Source organism: Nocardia testacea NBRC 100365 (genome assembly GCF_000308775.1).
Lineage (GTDB): Bacteria > Actinomycetota > Actinomycetes > Mycobacteriales > Mycobacteriaceae > Nocardia > Nocardia testacea.
Window position 1 is genome coordinate 42281 of sequence record NZ_BAGJ01000011.1, and the last position, 19149, is coordinate 61429.

Genomic DNA, 19149 nt, shown 5'->3' on the forward strand with positions numbered 1-19149 from the left:
GGTGCCCTACGCCGAACAGCGGCCGATCCGGTTACCGGAGACTCCCGCGGTGCTGGACGTGCGGCATGCGGTTCGGGCGTGGCTGGCCGAGTTCGGCCCGGAGCCGCGGTGTGTGGCCGTCGCGCTGTCGGGCGGCGCCGATTCCCTCGCGCTCACCGCGGCCGCTCTCGCCGAATCCGCGGACGTGCACGCCCTGATCGTGGATCACCGGTTGCAGGCGGGCTCGGATGTGGTGGCGGCGACGGCCGCGGCGACCGCGCGTTCGCTGGGCTGCCGATCGGCGCGGGTGCTGCCGGTGGAGGTCGTGGGGCCCGGCGGAATGGAGGCTGCGGCGCGGCAGGCGCGCTATGCGGCATTGGACGAGGCCCGGTCGGGACTGCCGGTGCTTCTGGGACACACCCTCGATGATCAGGCCGAAACTGTCCTGCTGGGACTCGGGCGGGGTTCGGGCGCCCGTTCCATCCAGGGTATGGCCGCCGCCGACGGCCCGTGGGGCCGGCCGCTGCTGGGGGTCCGCCGGGCGTCGACCCGGCAGTTCTGCGCCGACCTCGCGTTGACGCCCTACGAAGATCCGCACAACCACGCCCCCGAGTTCACCCGCGTGCGGCTGCGCACCGAGGTGCTGCCGCTGCTCGAGGAGGTACTCGGCGGCGCGGTGGCGCCGGCCCTGGCCCGGACCGCCGGCCAACTGCGCGAGGACAATGCCGCCCTGGACGAGTTCGCCGGCGAACTGTTGTCGCGGGCCGGCGCCGGCTCGCCGGAGTGCGCGGTGCTCGCGGAGGCCGCCACCGCGGTACGCCGCCGGGCGGTGCGGGCCTGGCTGCTGTCGCACGGGGTGCCGGGAGTGACCGCAACACATCTCCGAGGTATCGACGACCTGGTGATGGCCTGGCGAGGGCAGGGCGGGGTCGCGGTGGGGGGCGGTGAGCGGGGGACCCGGTTGGTCGTGGTTCGTGAGCATGGCAGGCTGACACTTGCCCGCACCGATCGGGAACGCCGAGACCGAAGGGAAACCAGTTGACGTGTACGGGGACGATATCGATTCGGTCCTGATCACCGAGGAAGAAATCGCGGCGAAGGTCAGCGAGCTGGCCGAACTGATCGCCAAGCGGTACCCGGCCGACGCACCGGAGGGCGATCTGCTGCTGATCGGTGTGCTCAAGGGCGCGATCTTCTTCATGACGGATCTGGCCAAAGCCCTGCCGATGCCGACGCAGATGGAGTTCATGGCCGTATCGTCCTACGGATCGTCCACGTCGTCGTCCGGCGTGGTGCGCATCATGAAGGACCTGGACAAGGACATCGCCGGCCGTAATGTGCTCATCGTCGAGGACATCATCGACTCGGGTCTGACCCTGTCGTGGCTGATGCGTAATCTCTCCACCCGCAACCCCGCCTCGCTGGAAGTGGTGACGCTGTTGCGTAAACCCGATGCGCTGCGCACCCAGGTCGAGGTCGCCCATGTGGGATTCGACATTCCGAACGAATTCGTCGTCGGATACGGCCTCGACTACGCCGAGCGCTACCGGGATCTGCCCTATATCGGCACGCTGCATCCACGGGTCTACGGCGGCGACCAGGCATGAACGACGAACGGGTAGGCGGGACACACCCGGCCTACCCGTTCGGTTCGCTCGTATCAGGCCGGGATGGCGGGCGGTGCCGCGAAACCACCGGAAACAGCCCGCTGGCCGAATTCCAGAATGGTCGGACGGGTGTCGTCGGCGCGCCAGGCGACCGCGAGCTCGCACGGCGGCAGGCCGGTGACCGGACGGGCGGTCAGCCCGGGCCAGCGGTACATGGGCACATTGTTCTCGGCGAGCAGGCACAGGCCCAGACCGAGCCCGACGGCCTCGAGCCGGTCTTCGGGGGTGGCCGCTTCCGCGCCGATGGTGGCGGGGCGCCCGTTGCGGGCGTCGTTGCCGAGCCAGAAATCGCGGACGGCACCGGCCTCGGCGGGTAGTGCGATGAACCGCTCGTCGAGCAGATCGGCGAAATCGATCATTTCCTGATTGGCGCGGGGGTGGTTCTCCGGTAGGAGTACCCAGCGGCGTTCGGTGCGAAGTATCTGCCACCGATATCGATTCGGGTCGGGTAGCGGAAGCCAGACCAGCGCCAGATCGGCCTGGCGGCCGGCGAGGCCGCTGGACGGGTCGGTCCAGGCGGCGGCGTGCAGGGCGAGGCGATGGCCGCTGGCGCTCTCCAGGTCGTGCAGCAGCCCACGGCCGAGCGTCGACTGCAGGCCTACCCGCAGGACTTCACCCGCCTCCTGCAGCGAGCTGTTGGTGGTCTCCCAGAGTTCCAGGATCTTGCGGGCGCCACTGAGCAGTTCCTTGCCGGCAACCGTGAGCGCGACACTGCGCTGGTTGCGATCGAACAGGACCACATCGAGCTGACGTTCCAGCTGCCGGATCTGACGCGACAGGGTCGGTTGAGCGATGTGCAGCCGCTGGGCGGCGTTGGTGAAGTGCAGTTCCTCGGCGACGGCGACGAAATACCGCAGATCGCGCAAATGCGGGTCCATAGCACCTTGCTATCAGAATCGTTGCTGAATTTCCAGCCCTAATTTGTTCAGCGGGTCCGCATATCGGGTCCGAAACAGTCAGCAGGTTTGTTAGCGACAGCTTATGGGGTGGCGCGGTGATGTGCATCATGAGTTCTTCGTATCGCCGACGGCCGGGCGTCGGCGGGCGATACGACGTAAAATATGCCGCGTTTGCGGTGGTAGAGCTGTTGGTCCAGTGCGTGCTGTCACCTCGGCCTATGGAACTCCGGTGCGGTCGGGAACCGGTCGAGCGAAAGGATTTCGCGCCACCGTGTCATCGACTTTGCGCGTCAAGTGATGTTGATCACAATAGGGTTTCGACGGGGCCTCGATGGACCCGAAGGGACGCGCCGCGGCCCGTCCGGAGACGGACCGCGGCGCGGTGGAACCACCCGGGTCAGCTACCTCGGACCCGCTCCTCGTAGGCCTTGCGCTCGTCAGCGTTCACATCGTCGAGGAATGTCCGGGCCGACCCCATCGACCGGCCCAGCGCATCGCCCACCGACTGCGGCAGCAAATTCACCAACACCGACATGGCACCCGCCGCGCGGGTCACCCGCGCCTTGGCCCGGGGTTTGGCGATCAGCCGGACCACCGCGGCGGCGATATCCTCCGGTTCGGCCGCGGGCAGGCCTTTCGGTGCCGCCACCCCGGAGCCGAGCTCGGTCCGGGTCAGCGTCGGCAGTACCGACGAGAACGCCACTCCGGTTCCCCGGTACTCCTCGCGCAGCGTGTCCGTGAAACCGAGCACCGCGTGTTTGGAGGCGTTGTAGGTGGCCAGGCCCGGAATATGGGTCTCGCCGGCCAGCGAGGCGATATTGATGATGTGGCCGCTGCCGCGGGCCAGCATGCGGGTCAGCGCGATCTTGGACCCCAGGATCACGCCGTAGACGTTGATATCCAGGATCCGGCGGGTGATCTGGTCGGCTTCCTCGACCAGCCGCCCGGTGGGCATGATGCCCGCATTGTTGATCAGGACATCGATCGGCCCGACCTCCCGTTCCACATCGTCGAGAAATGTGGTGAAGGACTGGATATCGGTGACGTCGAGCCGGCCGTAGTAATCGAAATCGTGGTCGGTGCCCGATTCCTTGACGGTTTTCTCGTCGATATCGCCGATCGCGATCTTGGCGCCCAGCTTGTCCAGGGCGACCGCGGTGGCCAGGCCGATACCGCGGGCGCCGCCCGTGATGACCACGACCTTGCCGCGGATGGTTCCGGTCTTGCTCAACGGTTCTCTCCTTTGAGGCGCAGTAGCGCGGGAATATCGATCCGGCGCATACCGCGTGCACCGGCCGCGCGCATGGCGCCCAGTCCGATCAGGATCTTGTTGAGGTCGTAGGGCATCCAGGTGAGCTCGCGTTCCTGGGTGGGCAGTATCGGCGTGGTGATCGCCTTGGCCCGGCAGTACTTGCGAACCCCGTTCGGGCCGCCCCACCGGGCGCCGACGCCGGAATCGCCCCAGCCGCCCATCGGCAGCGCGAAATTGAACAGGTTGGCGAAAACGTCGTTGATATTGACCGCGCCCGCGTGCAGCGCCCGGGCGATCCGTTCGCCGCGTGCCTTGTCACCCGTCCACACCGTCGCGGACAGCCCGTACACGGAGTCGTTGGCCAGCCGGATGGCCTCGGCCTCGTCGGCCACCTTCATGACCGGCAGTGTCGGTCCGAAGGTTTCCTCGGTGATACACGACATGCTGTGGTCGACGTCCACCAGCACGGTGGGCTCGAAGAAGGTGCCCACGCCCGTTCGCTTGCCGCCGGTCAAGACCTTCGCGCCGGCGGCGACCGCTTCGTCGATATGGCGCTGCACGATGCCGACCTGGCTCTCGTTGGCCATGGCGCCCACATCGTTGCGGGGCGTGCGGTCGTCGCGACCCTGTCGCAGGGACTTGACGTTGGCAGTCAGTTTGGCGACGAATTCGTCGTAGACCGGCGCCTCCACATAGACCCGCTCGACGGAGATGCAGACCTGCCCCGAGTTGAACATGCCGCCGAAGGCGATGCCGTGGGCGGCGCGATCGAGGTCGGCGTCGGCCAGCACGATCGCCGGGTCCTTGCCGCCCAGCTCCAGGCTGTAGGGGATCATCCGCGCCGCGCAGGCCGCGGCGATCCGGCGGCCGGTCGCGGTGGAACCGGTGAACTGGATGTAGTCGGCGTGTTCGACCACCGCCGCACCCGTGGCACCCGCTCCGGTGACGACGGAGAGCACCGGGGGAGCGCCGATCTCGGCCCAGCCGCGGGCGAGCTCGAGGGCGGAGAGGGGAGTCACCTCGGAGGGTTTCAAGATCACCGCGGCGCCGGCGGCGAGCGCCGGGATCACATCGAGCAGCGGCATGGCCAGCGGGAAGTTCCACGGCGTGATCACACCGACCACCGGATACGGTTCGAATACCGTGGTCAGCCGTTTCACCCGGGCCAGCGGGCTGTGCGGGGCGGGGTGCTCGTCGGCGAGGAATTTGGCGGCGCGGCGCGCGTAATAGCCGATGAGATCGCTGCCGAAGATCGGGTCGATGAGCGAATCGACCCGCGGTTTACCTGTCTCGGACTGTAGGACATCGGCCAGCACCTCGGTGTTGTCGATGATCCAGTCCTGTAGTTTGAGCAGCCATTCCTTGCGCTCGTCGGCGCCGATGGCCTGCCATGCGCGCTGGTGCTCGCGCAATTCGGCGATGGCCGCGACGACCTGCTCGGCCGGCATATCCGGTACCGAGCCGACCACCTCGCCGGTGGCGGGATTCAGGACTCGGATCTCCGAGTCCGGAGGCGGGTCCACGGTTTTCGCCGTGGCGCCGGGTTGTTCCGATTCGGTTTTGGTCACTGCGTTCTCCCACTGCGTCGTGCTCGGAACCGCTGGGGCCGATCACTGTGAATCAGCTCACCGGATCGATCGTGACACACTGTGCGAGACACCGCGCCCGGTCGCGGTGTCCGATGCCGGGATCTACTGGGATTCGCGAGCCAACCGGCGCAGTGGCGGCTCGGTTGCCGGGGGCACCCGGCGGTCGGGTAATTCGGCGAGCAGTTCGGTGGTGGCCGCGGCGACGGCGGCGACGGCCTTGTCCACGGCGGGTTTGGTGGCCGAACTCAGCCCGGACAGGCCACCGACTTTTCGCACGTACTGCAATGCGGCGGCATAGATCTCCTGCTCGGTAGCGGCGGGCTCCAGACCTCGCAAGACGGTGATGTTTCTACACATGGATGCACATTAGCGCTGCAACACAGCCCGTGACAGGGCAAGGAACAAATGTGAAAACCCGTTGCCCGGGCCGGTCGCGGCCCGCGCGTCCTAGACTCACGGTATGGCTGCTGCCGGATTGCCCACGCCGACCCCGTTTCCCTATCCGGAGCTCGACAAGCGCGAGGAGGACCACTGGTCCGGCGCGCAGATCGACGACGACCGCCTGCGCGCGTTGTCATTGGGCGCCTTCTACTCGGCGCGCTGGGACGCCTTCCACGACGCGCTGCTGCTGGGCCCCGAACGTGACCACCCGCTCGGCGACCGGCGTGAGCTGGCCATCGACACCCTCACCGGGGCCTGGGGTATCACCGACGGCACCGAGGCGCGCGCGTCCATGGAGCAGCTGCTCGAAGGTATGCACGCCCCGCTGTACGCCCTGGTGCATCCGCTGGTCACCGCATCGCTGAATGCCAGCGAACGCGACCGGTTCGGGGAACGCGCCGACCGGCACCGGGCCTTCCTGCGGCAGGTCGCCTCGTTTCGCGGTATCGACAATTCCGAGGCGCTGGTCCGCGACTACGACATCTGGTCCCAGGCGATCAAAATCGGTTTCACCGATCATCTGTCGCGCCCGCTGCCGGCCGATATCCACGCCTGGGATCTGGCCCGGGTGGTCGCGGTGGCGCGTATGTCCTACACCGCCGGCTATATCGAAGACGATGTCGCGTGGGATTACCTGGCCCGGGCGCTGCCGCTGGCCCAGCGCAAATACCGCAACTGGCGGCAGTTCGGCGACGCCTACCTCGCCGGTTGGACCTATTGGCAGGCCTGCGAGGACCTCGCCGAGCTGAAGGACGGTGGCGTGGACCGCCGGCTCGAACTGATGCGTCTGTGGCTCCGGCCGACCAGCCCCTGGCGCCGTATCGGTCTGGCGTAGACGAACGGCCCGCCCGCTCCGGCCACCGCCGCGAGCGCGGATCAGGCGGCAGCATCCGGGGAAACGGCCGGCCGGTTGCCGGACGCCACCGTGAGAATTCAACCCTGTGCGGCCAGCCACTGCTCGAAGGTGGTCGGGGCGATCCGCGCGTTCTCGGCCGGCAGCAACGCGTTCCCGGCCATTTCCGGCCCGAAAAGTGAGGACCAGGTCGGCACCAGCCGCACCGAGCGGCCCCGCGCGTCGTTGGTGCGGCGGGCCATATCGACCAGGTCCTGCGGTTCGGGTCCGGCGATATCGCGATAGCGGCCCTGCGGCGCCCCGGCCGCGATTTCGGCGAGGATATCGGCGACATCGGCCGGTGCGATCGGCTGAATGAGCAGCGGGGCGAGGGTCGCGACACCGTCCTGTTCGGTCCAGCCGGTGACCATGGCGGCGAAATCGTGGAACTGAGTCGCCGGGACGATCGTCCACGGGACTTTCCCCTGTTCCACCAGGCGTTCCTGCTCCCGCTTCCCGGCATAGTGCGCGTTGCCCTCCACCCGGCCGACGCCGGCGATGGACAGCAGGACGTGGTGGCCCACCCCGGCGTGCTGTTCGGCCGCCAGCAGGTTGCCGGTGGCGCTCCCGAAATAGTCGACGACCTCGGCGCGGTCGGTGCTCTCGACGCTGGTGACGTCCACCACGGCGTGGACGCCGGTGAGTGCTGCGTCCAGTCCCGCGCCGGTGCGCAGGTCGACACCGAGTGAGCGGCTGATGCGGACGACCTCGTGGCCGGCGGCTCGCAGCGCCTCGACGGTGAGAGTTCCGATATTGCCGGTGGCGCCGGCGACGGCGATACGCATAACCATGGGCTTCCTCCTGGAGAGCGGCTTCCTTACTGACGGAAGAGTATCTCGGACTAAATAGATCTGCAATATCTTGGATAGAATCACCATCATGAAGTTGCCGGTGAGTACCGAATGGCTGTTGCACTGCGCCACCTCGCTGGCGCAGCTCGAACCGGGAACGACCGCGTCGGCGGCGCAGCTGGCGACATATTTCGATCTGCCGGCGCCCTACCTCGCCAAACAGCTGCAGGCCCTCGTCCGTGCCGGTGTGCTCAGCGCGACCACGGGCCCGCGCGGCGGGTTCCGGCTGGCCCGGCCCGCCGGGGAGATCACGCTGCTGGAGATCGTCGAAGCGGTGGACGGCGGCGCCTCGCCCTATGAATGCCGTGAGATACGTCAGCAGGGCCGCGGTGGATTGCCGTCGGAAGAATGCCGCGAGCCGTGCATCCTCGCCGTGAAGATGGCCGAGGCCCACGAGGCATGGCGGGCGAGCCTGGCCGCCACCTCACTGGCCGGTCTCGTGGCCGAGTTACCGGAGTGGGCCCCGGAACGGACCCGCCGGCGCCTGGCGGGGACCCAGTAGCCCGCACCGCTTCAGCCGGTCTATCCGGCTGGTGGGGTTCGGCGTGCCGATCCGGCCCGGGCGGCGCGCGGCGTTGAGGCAGCCCGCCGGAGCCGCCCGCCGTGATCGGCCGTCGGCAGGGCCGCCGGAATCGGCCGGCCACGAGCGCGGCGATCGGTTTCGCGCGTTCGCCGGGAGTCGGCACCGCGTACGCCGGTGCAGCCCCGTGGTGGTCCTCCGGGATCCGTGAGCGCTCGCCCGCCCCGGTGCTGTCCGGGCCGGGCGTGGTTCAGATGCCCGGAAGAGAGCGAAGAATCCCGCGGCCGTAGCGCTGGAACTGGGTGTCGTCGACCATCCCCAGCGAATGCCGCTCCACCAGCAGCTCCCACTCCGAGTACAGATGGGCGACGCTGGGATCGGCCGGACCGGCCGCGCCGTCCACGGCGACCAGCCGGACCGCGAAGTTGATCGCGGTGGCCAGCCGCTCGGAATCGGCGCGATCCAGCGCGGTGAACGACATCGTCGTATTGCCGTCGTGCACTTCCACCAGGGGACGGCGGTCACGCACCCGGATGTCGTTCACCACCGAGACCGCCTCCTCGGTGGCGCGGGCACGCATGATGACGGGAATCGGCAGCTCGTGGGCATACGCCTCGCCGGTGCCGAGCGAGACCAGCAGCAACCGCGCCGTGGTCACGGTGAGCAGGCACGGATCATCGTCGCCCACCGGCGGGTGGGCGATCACGCTCGCGGTTTCCAGCACATATTCGTCGGGAGTGACGTACCCGGCCAGATCGGCCACCGCGGCCTCGCCCCGCCCGGTCGCCGACATCCGGCGTACGGCGCGCTCCACATCGGCGCGTACCGGCCCGTGCTCGGTCTGTTCGGTCGGCGGCGCGATCAGTTCGGGAGCCGCGATATCGATCCGCTGTGCGGCCAGGATCTGGTCGTTGATGCGGGCGACGATCCCGGCGGCCGCCGGCACGTCGTGTTCGGCTATCAGTACGGGCAGCGGGGTGCGGTCGGCCGGAACGCCGACCAGTACGGGGGTCGGATAGCGCAGATATATCTCGATGACCACCGCGTCGTCGGCTCGCCGGCTGAGTCGCACCTCCAGTAGGTCGGTCACCGCGACGTCGAGAACTCGCTCGCCGTCGCTCTCGGATTCGCCGTCGGCACCGGGACGCAGGACGACCAATCGCCCTTCGCCGTGCCGCACGATTGCTGTGGGTGTCCGTAACTCGACTATGTCCATACCCCCTGCGCTCGGGTCGTACGCGATCATCATCGGTCCTAGCTGCGTGCCATGATTGTGATCACTACGAGATATCACAGACCACGACCCCGGGAACCACCGTGGTTTTCCGGCCGTTTACCTCTTGAACTGCATCACCAGCCGAACTACTGGCTTGCGACGAGTCAGGAAGCGCGATGTATCGACTAGACCGTACGCGGTAACGTGGCATGTCCGCACCCGAATCCGCCCACCGGGCGGTAAGGATGTGGGTTGCGCCGCCCGAGATCGACGCATCGCTAGGCAAGAACGCGGAGACGCCTGAAAGGACTGGCCGCCCGGCCGACGCTCTATGAACCGCAAGACAGTGTTTCGTACCCTGGCGATAATCGCGGGCATTCTGCTCGTGATCTATCTGTTCAGTTACTTCGGCAACGACACCCGCGGCTGGCAGAGCGTCGATACGTCGGTGGCCATCAGCCAGCTCGCCGACAAGGAGAACGTCGCCCACGTTCAGATCGACGACCGCGAACAGCAATTGCGGATCGAACTGAAGAACGGGAACGACGCCACCCAGGGCGCCGACAAGATCATCGCAAAATACCCCGGTGGTAGCGATACCTCGGCACAGATATTCAAGGCCGTACAGGATTCGGGTGCCCCGTACAACACGGTGGTCAAACAGGAGAGCTGGCTGACCCAGATCCTGCTCTTCGTACTGCCCATGGTGATCCTGCTCGGCCTGTTCATCTTCGTGATGTCGCGCATGCAGGGCGGCGGTCGCGGCGGCATGATGGGCTTCGGGAAATCCAAGGCCAAACAGCTGTCGAAGGATATGCCCAAGACCACGTTCGCCGATGTGGCCGGCGCCGACGAGGCAGTCGAAGAGCTCTACGAGATCAAGGACTTCCTGCAGAATCCGGTGCGCTACCAGGCGCTGGGCGCCAAGATCCCGAAGGGCGTCCTGCTCTACGGCCCGCCCGGTACCGGTAAGACGCTGCTCGCGCGCGCCGTCGCCGGCGAGGCGGGCGTCCCGTTCTTCACCATCTCCGGCTCCGATTTCGTGGAGATGTTCGTCGGTGTCGGTGCCTCCCGCGTCCGGGACCTCTTCGAGCAGGCCAAGCAGAACAGCCCCTGCATCATCTTCGTCGACGAGATCGACGCGGTCGGCCGCCAGCGCGGCGCCGGGCTCGGCGGCGGCCACGACGAACGTGAACAGACGCTCAACCAGCTGCTGGTCGAGATGGACGGCTTCGGCGATCGCACCGGCATCATCCTGATCGCCGCGACCAACCGTCCCGATATTCTCGACCCCGCCCTGCTGCGCCCCGGCCGGTTCGACCGGCAGATCCCGGTCAGCAATCCCGACCTGGCCGGCCGGCGCGCCATCCTGCGGGTCCACTCGCAGGGCAAACCGATCTCCCCGGAAGCCGATCTCGACGGTCTGGCCAAGCGCACCGTCGGTATGTCGGGCGCCGACCTGGCCAATGTCATCAACGAGGCCGCCCTGCTCACCGCGCGGGAGAACGGTTCCACCATCACCGGCGACGCACTCGAGGAATCGGTCGACCGGGTGATCGGCGGTCCGCGCCGCAAGAGCCGGATCATCAGCGAACACGAGAAGAAGATCACCGCCTACCACGAGGGCGGTCACGCGCTGGCCGCCTGGGCGATGCCCGATATCGAACCGGTCTACAAGGTGACGATCCTGGCCCGCGGTCGCACCGGCGGCCACGCGATGACCGTGCCCGAGGACGACAAAGGCCTGATGACCCGCTCGGAGATGATCGCCCGGCTGGTCATGGCCATGGGTGGTCGCGCCGCGGAGGAACTGGTCTTCCACGAGCCCACCACCGGGGCCTCCTCCGATATCGACCAGGCGACCAAGATCTCCCGCGCGATGGTCACCGAATACGGTATGAGCGCCCGGCTCGGCGCTGTGCGGTACGGCCAGGAACAGGGCGATCCCTTCCTCGGCCGTTCCATGGGCACCTCCTCGGATTATTCACACGAGGTCGCCGGAGCCATCGACGTCGAGGTGCGCAACCTCATCGAGGCCGCGCACACCGAAGCGTGGGCGATCCTCAGCGAGTACCGCGATGTGCTCGACGACCTGGCGACCGCGCTGCTCGAACGTGAGACGCTGCACCGCAAGGATCTGGAAACCATCCTCGGCGCGGTGCAGAAACGGCCCCGGATCACCGCGTTCAACGATTTCGGTGATCGCGTGCCGTCGGACAAACCACCGGTCAAGACCCCGGGCGAGCTCGCCGCCGAGCGCGGCGAACCGTGGCCTCCGCAACCCACCGTCCCCGCCGGTGTGGGCCCGCGCGACGCGGTGCCCGGCAGCGTTCCGCAGCCCGCGGGTTTCCCCGGTGGCGCGGTGCAGCAGCCCGGTTACGGTCAGCCGCCCAGCGGCTACCCGGCGCCGGCGCAGCCCGCTACCGGTTACCCCCGCGGTGCCACCCACGGCTCCCGGCCCGACTACGGCGCCCCCGCCGGATGGTCGGCGCCCGGGTGGCCGCCGCGCGAGGAACCGCAGGCCCCGCCTGCCGACCGCGGCTACGACGGCGGGCAGGAACAGCCCCGGTACTCGCATCCCGACCAGAACCCCGGGTACGACCGCGGGCCCGGCGAATCCGGTTACGGCTCCGGTGAGGATTCCGGCCGTGGTGGCCCACACTCCTGGGACAGCCCGAACGGTCGGCAGTAAACCGGCGCCGATTACGCTCGGAGGGGTTCGGCGCTCGGTGTGCATTGCCGGGCCCGAGATGTGGAGGTGTCCTCGAATGTCGACCGATCAGCAGACCAACGGCTACACGGCCGATATCCCTGCCGAGCTGGGAGAGAGCGGCCGGCCGGCCGCGGAGCTGGTCGCGCTGCACACCGGTAGACGCTTCGATCAGCCGCGGGCCGAGGCGGCGGTGCGCGAGCTGCTCCTCGCGGTCGGCGAGAACCCGGACCGCCCGGGCCTGCTCGATACGCCCGCCCGGGTGGCCCGCGCCTATCGGGAAATGTTCGCCGGGTTGTACGTCGAGCCGGACGCGGTCCTCAACACCACCTTCGACGAGGAACACCAGGAACTCGTTCTGGTGCGGGATATCCCGATGTACTCGACCTGCGAACACCACCTCGTGTCGTTCCACGGTGTCGCCCATGTCGGATACATCCCGGGCCCGCACGGCCGGGTGACCGGGCTGTCCAAACTGGCGCGGCTGGTCGATCTCTACGCCAAACGCCCCCAGGTGCAGGAACGGCTCACCAGCCAGATCGCCGACGCGGTCATGCGGAAGCTGGATCCGCGCGGCGCGATCGTCGTGGTCGAGGCCGAACATCTGTGCATGGCCATGCGCGGTATCCGGAAACCCGGCGCCAGCACGACCACCTCGGCCGTCCGCGGGCTCTTGCAGACCAGCTCGGCCTCCCGTGCCGAGGCCCTCGACTTGATCCTGCGCAAGTGACTGACCCGCGCACGGCCGTCGCCGTACCGACTCTCACCGGAGTGCGGCCGCGCCCCGGCGTGGAGCCGCGCCCCGGCCGCTCCTGCGTCGTGATGGGCGTGGTCAACGTGACCAGCGATTCCTTCTCCGACGGGGGCCGCTACCTCGATCCCCAGCGTGCGATCGAACACGGTATCCGGCTCTACGAGATGGGCGCCGACATCATCGATGTCGGCGGTGAGTCGACCCGGCCCGGCGCCGTGCGGGTCGAGGTGGAGACCGAGGTCGACCGGGTGGTCCCGGTGCTGCGCGGGCTGGTTGCCGCCGGGATACCGACCAGCGTCGACACCATGCGGGCCCAGGTCGCCGAAGCAGCCGTCGCCGCCGGCGTGACGGTGATCAACGATGTGTCCGGCGGCCGCGCCGATCCGGCGATGGCCGGGGTCGTCGCCGCCGCCGATATCCCGTGGATCCTCATGCACTGGCGGGCCGCGTCGGACCACCGGCACACCGGCCCGGCCGACCATTACGACGATGTGGTCGCCGAGGTCCGTGCCGAGCTGGGGGTACAGGTGCGGCACGCGATCGACGCGGGCGTCGATCCCGCCCGGATCATCTTGGATCCCGGTCTCGGCTTCGCGAAGAACGCGGAGCACAACTGGGCACTGCTGGGCGCCCTGGACAAATTCGTCGCCGACGGGTTCCCGGTGCTCATCGGCGCCTCGCGGAAACGGTTCCTGGGGTCGTTGCTGGCCGACGGTGCCGGCCCGCGCCCGCCGGCCGGCCGGGAGACCGCCACCGCCACCGTTTCCGCACTCGCCGCCTGGCACGGCGCCTGGGGTGTCCGGGTCCACGATGTGCGCGGTACCCAGGATGCCCTTGCCGTGACCGACGCCTGGCGGCGCGCGCAGCAGCCGGGAACGCCGCGGTGAGCGCACCGGCGCCCGGCCCGGACCGGATCGAGTTGCGCGGCCTGCGGGTCTTCGGCCGGCACGGAGTTTTCGAGCACGAACGCCGCGACGGGCAGGAATTCGTGGTGGACCTCACCGTCTGGACGGATTTCGGCGCCGCGGCGGCCGCCGACGATCTCACCCGCACCGTCGACTACGGCGCGCTCGCGGAGCTGGCCGTGCGAATCGTGGCAGGCCCGCCCCGGAATCTGATCGAAACCGTCGCCACCGAGATCGCCGGCCGGGTGCGTGAAGTGCCCGGCGTCGCCGATGTCGAGGTGGTACTGCACAAACCGGCCGCCCCCATCCCGCACAACTTCGCCGATGTGCGGGTCGTCACCGCGGGGCGCCGGGGGCAGGGGGCCCCGTGACGCGCGCCGTGCTCTCGATCGGTTCGAATATGGGGGATCGGCTAACACTTTTGCGCAGTGTCGTCACCGGGCTCGGTGCCCGGGTGCGCGCCGCATCACCGGTGTACACCACCGCACCCTGGGGTGGGGTGGAGCAGGACGATTTCCTCAATGCCGTGGTGGTGGCCGAGGACCCGGCCTACGACTGCCGGGATTGGTTGCGGCACGGACAGCGGTTGGAGCAGGCGGCCGGGCGGGAGCGGGCGGTGCGCTGGGGCGCCCGGACTCTCGACGTGGATATCGTCTCCTGCGCCGAGCGGGCCGGGGGGCGGCCGCGTGCGCTGCGCAGTGCCGAGCCCGATCTCACGCTCCCGCATCCGCAGGCGCACAATCGCGCGTTCGTCCTGATTCCCTGGCTCGATGTGGAACCCGACGCGTCCTTGGCCGTCGAGGGGACCGAACGCAGCGTGCGCGACCTCCTGGCGGAGCTGGACCCCGCCGAACGCGCCGGGGTGCGACGCACGGAACTCACACTTCTACCCGCCGCGAGGACGGTGCCATGATGCGATACCTCCGCCTTCGCCAGGGTCTCCGCGGGCCGTATGGATCCGCTGCGAGGGGCGTTCGATGACTCTCGGGGGCAGCGATATGAACACCGGCGGCGGTCCCGGCGACGACGACGGCGGCATGAAGCTGAAGCCCACCCGCGTGCGGGAGTTGCTGGCCAATGTGCTGATCGCGGGGGTGATCGCGTGGGTGGCCACCCGCTTGGCCTATGCGAATTTCCCGCCCATCTCCACCATTGCCGGCGCTTCCCTGTATCCGGTGGCGCTGCTGGAGGCCGCCCTCGGTTTCTATATCCGGACCAGGGTGAGCAACCGCCAGATCGGCGCGGATTCGCGCCAGCTGCATCCGATCACCGTCGCACGCGCCCTCGCGCTGGCGAAGGCGTCGGCGCAGGTGGGATCGCTGGTGGGCGGAGTGTGGCTCGGATTCCTGCTGTGGATCTTCCCGCAGCGCGGTGACCTGCGGGCCGCCGACGCGGACTATCCCGGCGCGCTCATCGGATTCGGTGCCGGTATCGCCCTGGCCGTGGCCGCCCTGTGGCTCGAATACTGCTGCCGGGCCCCCGATGATCCGAGCGATGATCCGGCGCCGTCGTAGGCCCGACGCCCGTGATCGATCCCGCCCTTTCCGACCTGGGCGATGACGAATATCGCGGCTACCCTTGCGGTCATGGTTTCACCGTCCCGCAGTAGTACTTCCGCGCGCGGCCGGGAAGATGTGGGCAAGCTCTTCCTCGGTGCACTCGTCCTACTGGGTCTGGTGGCCAGCGTATTCCTTGTGCTGAGCGACAGCCTGCAATTCATCCGGGTGGGGTTGGTGGTCGCGTTGTGGGCGGCGGTTCTGGGTGCCTGGGCAGTCGGCCGGTACCAGGCGAAGATGCGTGATCTGCGCCGCATCTACGAATTGGAACTCGAGCGCGAGATCAGCGCCCGCCGCGAACACGAACTCGGAGTCGAAGCGCGTGTGCGGTCGGAACTGGGTGCCGACGCGACCGAGATGGCGGCGCTGCGCGCCGAGCTCACGGTGCTGCGGCGACAGCTGGAGCGCCTCTTCGACGGCGACCTGCCGGCCGAGCGGCCCGCCCTGCGGGCGTCCGCGTTCCGGGTCCACGAGTTGCCCGGTGCCCAGGACCGGCCGGGGCTCGCGCCGGGCTGGCAGGGGCCCGACGAAGGTGAGCGGCGCGCCGTGGACGCCTGGGCCGATGTCGCGGCGAGCTGGTCGCACGCCGCCGACGGCTGGGCCGGCACCGAAGCCGAGGCCGCCGAACCGGCGACCGGCACCGGGGAACGTAATGCCGCGACCCCCGTCTACGAAACCGACCATCCGGACCGGCCGCGGTTCGCCGGCCCGGACGACGCGCCGGTCACCGCGGAAACGGCGATCGTCCGGTTCGACGACGATCCGCCCTACCGGCCGACCTCCGAGATCTCCGGGCCGAGCTGGGCGGACGCCTTCACCGAGGTGTACGACGAACCGGATGCCGGCGACGACCGCTACGGCCCGCTGCTGCGCGACGAGCCCTTCCACGGTCCGCCCGCTCCGGACAGCGAGGCCCCGGATTCCCGTCCACCGGTGCCGCAGGCGTCCGCTACCGCCGCCGAACCGGCCGGGCCGAGGGCCGACGGCGCATCCGGCAACGGAAAAACCCACGCACCCGCCCCGGCGGGCAAGCTGTTCCCGCGATCGGCGAACTCCCGGCGCCGGCGCACCCAGGCCGACGCGGCCGGGAACCGGCGGCTGTCGGTCGCCGAGATCATGGCCAACCTGCGTCAGGAAGAGGAGCAGCGCAGCTCCTGAAGTGCGGCATATATCACCCGGGCGCCCATGGCGCAGTTGCGGGAGCCCGCCCTATCCTCGATTCGTAACGTCCGGTACCCGCAGCGCGGGACTGGAACGACTTCGAGAGGACACTGTTGACCTCGCCACGCGTGACTCCTGGCAACCCGGCCGCGAGTGGTGATCCGGCGCCCGCACGACTGACGGTAGGCATCGTCTCGGCGGGACGTGTGGGATCAGCCCTCGGCGCCGCGCTCGAGCGCGCCGGACATGTGGTGTTCGGCGTCGCCGCGATATCCGACGCTTCGGTGCGCCGGGCACAGTCCCGGCTGCCCGATTCGCAGATTCTTCCGGTCGAGGAAGTCGCTGCCCGCAGCGAGCTGCTGATTCTGGCCGTCCCGGACGCCGAGCTGGCCGGTCTGGTGCGGGGCCTGGCGAGTTCGGGCACAGTACGTCCCGGCACGATCGTGGCCCACACTTCCGGAGCGAACGGCATCGGTGTGCTGGCCCCGCTGCGGGAGGCCGGTGCGCGACCGCTCGCCGTGCATCCCGCGATGACCTTCACCGGTCACGACGAAGACCTCTCCCGCCTGGCCAACGCCTGTTTCGGGATCACCGCCGCCGACGAGATCGGCTATGCCATCGCTCAGTCCCTGGTGATCGAGATGGGCGGCGAACCGGTCCGGGTGGCCGAGGAACACCGCACGCTCTACCACGCCGCGCTCGCGCACGGCAGCAACCACCTGGTCACACTGGTACTGGACGCGGTGGAGGCGCTGCGCCAGGCGCTGGCCGGACCGGGTCTGCTGGGTCAGCAGACCGTCGACGACCAGCCGGGCGGTTTGCCCGAGCGCCTGCTCGCTCCGCTGGCCTCCGCTGCCCTGGACAATGCGCTGCGCCGCGGCCAGGCCGCACTCACCGGCCCGGTGGCCCGGGGTGACACCGCGGCCGTCGCCGCGCACCTCGAAGCGCTGACGGCGGCCGATCCCGAGATCGCCGCCGGTTACCGGGCCCTGTCGCGGCGGACCGCCGAACGGGCGCAGGCCCCCGCCGAACTTCGTGAGCTGCTGGAGGACCGCCGATGATGCGCTACCGCGGCCGGCGAGCAACAGGATCGAGGAGTGTGGCATGACGGACTCGACCCTGCGCGGCGCGTACCGCGCCGGCGAACTCACCGTGCAGCACGATCCGGCGGTGCTGGGCAAGATCGTCCGCGCACTGCGCGGCACCGGACGCACCGTCGGCTTCGTGCCCACCATGGGCGCCCTGCACGAAGGCCATCTCGAACTGGTACGCCGCGCCAAGCGGACCAACCAGATCGTGGTGGTGTCCGTCTTCGTCAACCCACTGCAGTTCGGCGCCGGTGAGGACCTGGACAGCTACCCGCGCACGCTCGACGCCGACGTGGAGCTGCTGCGCGGCGAAGGGGTGGCCCTGGTTTTCGCGCCGAGTGCGGCGGATATGTATCCCGAGGGCCCGCGGACAACCGTCCAGCCCGGCCCGGCCGGCGCCGATCTGGAGGGCGCCTCCCGGCCCACTCATTTCGCCGGGATGCTCACCGTGGTGGCCAAACTGCTGCAGATCGTGCACCCGCACGAGGCGTTCTTCGGCGAGAAGGATTACCAGCAGCTCACACTGATCCGCCAGATGGTCCGCGACCTGAACTTCGACGTGAGGATCGTGGCTGTACCGACCGTGCGGGAATCCGACGGCCTGGCTCTCTCCTCCCGCAACCGCTACCTCGACCCCGTCCAGCGCGAACTCGCGACCACACTGTCGGCCGCCCTACTGGCCGGCGCGCGCTCCGGCGAGGCCGGCGCGGATGCCGTCCTGGAGGCCGCGCACGCGGTCCTGGCCGCCGTCCCCGAGATCGAACTCGACTATCTCGAACTACGTGCCGCCGACCTGGGCCCCGCCCCCGAGTCCGGCAACGCCCGGCTGCTGATCGCGGCCCGCGTCGGCACCACCCGGCTGATCGACAATGCCCCCGTCCAGTTGGGAGTCCGGCTGGACGGCCACCCCGACGCCGACCTCATGACCCCCGGAACCCGGCAACTCGAGCCGAGCAGCTCCGACGGGACAAAACCTCGGTGAACGCGCAATCTATTGCCCCCCGGCGGACTGCCGGTCACATCAACCGCAGTGGCCCGCTTCCATCTGCCTCGGATAGTCCACCCCTGAGGACGTGGCCCGCCCCCGGCTCTGGAGCGTGTGCAGTCGGCCGTCCAGAGGGTGGCGACCATTGAGCACTTACAGAGTCGTGAACCTACTCAGGCTGGTCGGGGCGCACGCCCGGACGTATCCCATGGCTTCTCCGGATGGTCTGCCATAAACACAGAAAGGCGACGATGATGTTGCGCACCATGATGAAGTCGAAGATCCACCGGGCGACCGTGACCCACGCTGATCTGCACTATGTCGGGTCGGTGACGATCGATCAGGATCTGCTCGACGCGGCCGATCTGCTCGAGGGTGAGCAGGTCTGCATTGTCGACATCGATAACGGGGCCCGGCTCGAGACCTATGTGATCGCGGGCGAGCGCGGGTCTGGGGTGATCGGTATCAACGGTGCCGCGGCTCATCTGGTCAACCCCGGTGACCTGGTCATTCTCATCGCCTACGGCATGATGGACGAGGTCGAGCTGCGCGAGTACGACCCGAAGGTGGTATTCGTCGACGACCGTAACCGCCCGGTCGAACTGGGCTCGGATCCGGCGCACGCGCCGGAGGGCTCGGATTTGATCAGCCCGCGCAATCTGACCTTCGTCTGAGCGGCGGCGG

20 protein-coding genes are annotated in these 19149 nt (G+C 68.8%); 14 read left to right on the forward strand and 6 right to left on the reverse strand.

The annotated features are described in order from the left end of the window. Position 1 precedes the first annotated feature (1 nt). Positions 2-1021, forward strand: coding sequence for a tRNA lysidine(34) synthetase TilS (gene tilS, locus ON38_RS01635; protein WP_373281181.1), 1020 nt, complete (start codon positions 2-4; stop codon positions 1019-1021). A 1-nt stretch (position 1022) separates the two neighbouring features. Next, positions 1023-1586 carry a hypoxanthine phosphoribosyltransferase gene (hpt, locus tag ON38_RS01640; RefSeq protein ID WP_039821756.1) on the forward strand — a complete coding sequence of 188 codons (564 nt, stop codon included), beginning with the start codon at positions 1023-1025 and terminating at the stop codon, positions 1584-1586. A 53-nt stretch (positions 1587-1639) separates the two neighbouring features. Here the strand turns inward: hpt and ON38_RS01645 are convergent, their stop codons facing one another. The 4 genes from ON38_RS01645 to ON38_RS01660 form a co-directional block, all read right to left on the reverse strand. Continuing rightward, positions 1640-2524: a LysR family transcriptional regulator gene (locus ON38_RS01645; RefSeq protein ID WP_039821757.1), complete on the reverse strand. Its 885-nt coding sequence runs from the start codon at positions 2522-2524 to the stop codon at positions 1640-1642. Between the two features lie 418 nt (positions 2525-2942). Then, on the reverse strand, positions 2943-3776 hold the full coding sequence (locus ON38_RS01650) for an SDR family oxidoreductase (protein ID WP_039821759.1): 834 nt from the start codon (positions 3774-3776) through the stop codon (positions 2943-2945). Next, the gene (locus tag ON38_RS01655; protein WP_083872101.1) at positions 3773-5365 is read right to left on the reverse strand and encodes an aldehyde dehydrogenase family protein; all 1593 of its coding nucleotides are present in this window, start codon (positions 5363-5365) and stop codon (positions 3773-3775) included. The genes ON38_RS01650 and ON38_RS01655 overlap by 4 nt, the downstream gene beginning before the upstream one ends. A gap of 123 nt (positions 5366-5488) precedes the next feature. Continuing rightward, the gene (locus ON38_RS01660; protein ID WP_030524159.1) at positions 5489-5743 is read right to left on the reverse strand and encodes a DUF2277 domain-containing protein; all 255 of its coding nucleotides are present in this window, start codon (positions 5741-5743) and stop codon (positions 5489-5491) included. A 103-nt stretch (positions 5744-5846) separates the two neighbouring features. Between ON38_RS01660 and ON38_RS01665 the strand changes: the two genes are divergently transcribed. Further along, a complete protein-coding gene (locus tag ON38_RS01665) occupies positions 5847-6662 on the forward strand; it encodes a DUF1266 domain-containing protein (RefSeq protein WP_039821760.1) in 816 nt (271 codons plus the stop codon). Positions 6663-6760: 98 nt separating this feature from the next. On the opposite strand, the gene ON38_RS01670 is transcribed toward ON38_RS01665, so the two are convergent. After that, the gene (locus ON38_RS01670) at positions 6761-7510 is read right to left on the reverse strand and encodes an SDR family oxidoreductase (protein WP_245563852.1); all 750 of its coding nucleotides are present in this window, start codon (positions 7508-7510) and stop codon (positions 6761-6763) included. A gap of 88 nt (positions 7511-7598) precedes the next feature. On the opposite strand from ON38_RS01670, the gene ON38_RS01675 reads away from it, so the two are divergent. Further along, positions 7599-8072, forward strand: a complete 474-nt coding sequence (locus ON38_RS01675) for an RrF2 family transcriptional regulator (RefSeq protein WP_039821971.1) — start codon at positions 7599-7601, stop codon at positions 8070-8072. Between the two features lie 268 nt (positions 8073-8340). Here ON38_RS01675 and ON38_RS01680 read toward each other — a convergent pair whose 3' ends face one another. Beyond that, complete coding sequence (locus tag ON38_RS01680; protein ID WP_245563853.1) at positions 8341-9339, reverse strand: hypothetical protein; 999 nt, start codon at positions 9337-9339, stop codon at positions 8341-8343. Positions 9340-9637: 298 nt separating this feature from the next. Here ON38_RS01680 and ftsH point away from each other — a divergent pair, with 298 nt between their 5' ends. From ftsH to panD, 10 genes are all read left to right on the forward strand, one after another. Beyond that, complete coding sequence (gene ftsH, locus ON38_RS01685; protein WP_039821766.1) at positions 9638-11998, forward strand: ATP-dependent zinc metalloprotease FtsH; 2361 nt, start codon at positions 9638-9640, stop codon at positions 11996-11998. 76 nt (positions 11999-12074) lie between these two features. Continuing rightward, positions 12075-12746 (forward strand): GTP cyclohydrolase I FolE, encoded by a 672-nt coding sequence (folE, locus tag ON38_RS01690; RefSeq protein ID WP_051164259.1) that lies wholly within the window; start codon positions 12075-12077, stop codon positions 12744-12746. A gap of 92 nt (positions 12747-12838) precedes the next feature. Beyond that, a complete protein-coding gene (gene folP, locus ON38_RS01695; protein ID WP_051164280.1) occupies positions 12839-13657 on the forward strand; it encodes a dihydropteroate synthase in 819 nt (272 codons plus the stop codon). Further along, positions 13654-14046 (forward strand): dihydroneopterin aldolase, encoded by a 393-nt coding sequence (gene folB / locus ON38_RS01700; RefSeq protein WP_039821768.1) that lies wholly within the window; start codon positions 13654-13656, stop codon positions 14044-14046. Before folP ends, folB begins: the two co-directional genes overlap by 4 nt. After that, positions 14043-14588, forward strand: coding sequence for a 2-amino-4-hydroxy-6-hydroxymethyldihydropteridine diphosphokinase (folK, locus tag ON38_RS01705; RefSeq protein ID WP_039821770.1), 546 nt, complete (start codon positions 14043-14045; stop codon positions 14586-14588). The genes folB and folK overlap by 4 nt, the downstream gene beginning before the upstream one ends. Before the next feature lie 124 nt (positions 14589-14712). Continuing rightward, positions 14713-15189 carry a DUF3180 domain-containing protein gene (locus ON38_RS01710; protein ID WP_039821976.1) on the forward strand — a complete coding sequence of 159 codons (477 nt, stop codon included), beginning with the start codon at positions 14713-14715 and terminating at the stop codon, positions 15187-15189. A 72-nt stretch (positions 15190-15261) separates the two neighbouring features. Continuing rightward, entirely contained in the window at positions 15262-16389 is a 1128-nt protein-coding gene (locus ON38_RS33875; protein ID WP_157181636.1) for a DUF6779 domain-containing protein, read from the forward strand. Positions 16390-16505: 116 nt separating this feature from the next. Then, the gene (locus ON38_RS01720) at positions 16506-17453 is read left to right on the forward strand and encodes a Rossmann-like and DUF2520 domain-containing protein (protein WP_373281182.1); all 948 of its coding nucleotides are present in this window, start codon (positions 16506-16508) and stop codon (positions 17451-17453) included. Between the two features lie 43 nt (positions 17454-17496). After that, complete coding sequence (gene panC / locus ON38_RS01725; RefSeq protein WP_051164261.1) at positions 17497-18462, forward strand: pantoate--beta-alanine ligase; 966 nt, start codon at positions 17497-17499, stop codon at positions 18460-18462. Positions 18463-18719: 257 nt separating this feature from the next. Continuing rightward, positions 18720-19139 carry an aspartate 1-decarboxylase gene (panD, locus tag ON38_RS01730; RefSeq protein WP_039821982.1) on the forward strand — a complete coding sequence of 140 codons (420 nt, stop codon included), beginning with the start codon at positions 18720-18722 and terminating at the stop codon, positions 19137-19139. Positions 19140-19149: the final 10 nt, after the last annotated feature.

What these genes read in the sequence shown, in the direction of transcription:
- ON38_RS01665 (WP_039821760.1), top strand. Translation starts at nt 5,847, where the DNA reads ATGGCTGCTGCCGGATTGCCCACGCCGACCCCGTTTCCCTATCCGGAG.
- ON38_RS33875 (WP_157181636.1), top strand. Translation starts at nt 15,262, where the DNA reads ATGGTTTCACCGTCCCGCAGTAGTACTTCCGCGCGCGGCCGGGAAGAT.
- panD (WP_039821982.1), top strand. Translation starts at nt 18,720, where the DNA reads ATGTTGCGCACCATGATGAAGTCGAAGATCCACCGGGCGACCGTGACC.
- ON38_RS01645 (WP_039821757.1), bottom strand. Translation starts at nt 2,524, where the DNA reads ATGGACCCGCATTTGCGCGATCTGCGGTATTTCGTCGCCGTCGCCGAG.
- panC (WP_051164261.1), top strand. Translation starts at nt 17,497, where the DNA reads ATGACGGACTCGACCCTGCGCGGCGCGTACCGCGCCGGCGAACTCACC.
- folE (WP_051164259.1), top strand. Translation starts at nt 12,075, where the DNA reads ATGTCGACCGATCAGCAGACCAACGGCTACACGGCCGATATCCCTGCC.
- ON38_RS01670 (WP_245563852.1), bottom strand. Translation starts at nt 7,510, where the DNA reads ATGGTTATGCGTATCGCCGTCGCCGGCGCCACCGGCAATATCGGAACT.
- ON38_RS01710 (WP_039821976.1), top strand. Translation starts at nt 14,713, where the DNA reads ATGAAGCTGAAGCCCACCCGCGTGCGGGAGTTGCTGGCCAATGTGCTG.
- ON38_RS01675 (WP_039821971.1), top strand. Translation starts at nt 7,599, where the DNA reads ATGAAGTTGCCGGTGAGTACCGAATGGCTGTTGCACTGCGCCACCTCG.
- folP (WP_051164280.1), top strand. Translation starts at nt 12,839, where the DNA reads ATGGGCGTGGTCAACGTGACCAGCGATTCCTTCTCCGACGGGGGCCGC.
- ftsH (WP_039821766.1), top strand. Translation starts at nt 9,638, where the DNA reads ATGAACCGCAAGACAGTGTTTCGTACCCTGGCGATAATCGCGGGCATT.
- ON38_RS01660 (WP_030524159.1), bottom strand. Translation starts at nt 5,743, where the DNA reads ATGTGTAGAAACATCACCGTCTTGCGAGGTCTGGAGCCCGCCGCTACC.
- ON38_RS01680 (WP_245563853.1), bottom strand. Translation starts at nt 9,339, where the DNA reads ATGATGATCGCGTACGACCCGAGCGCAGGGGGTATGGACATAGTCGAG.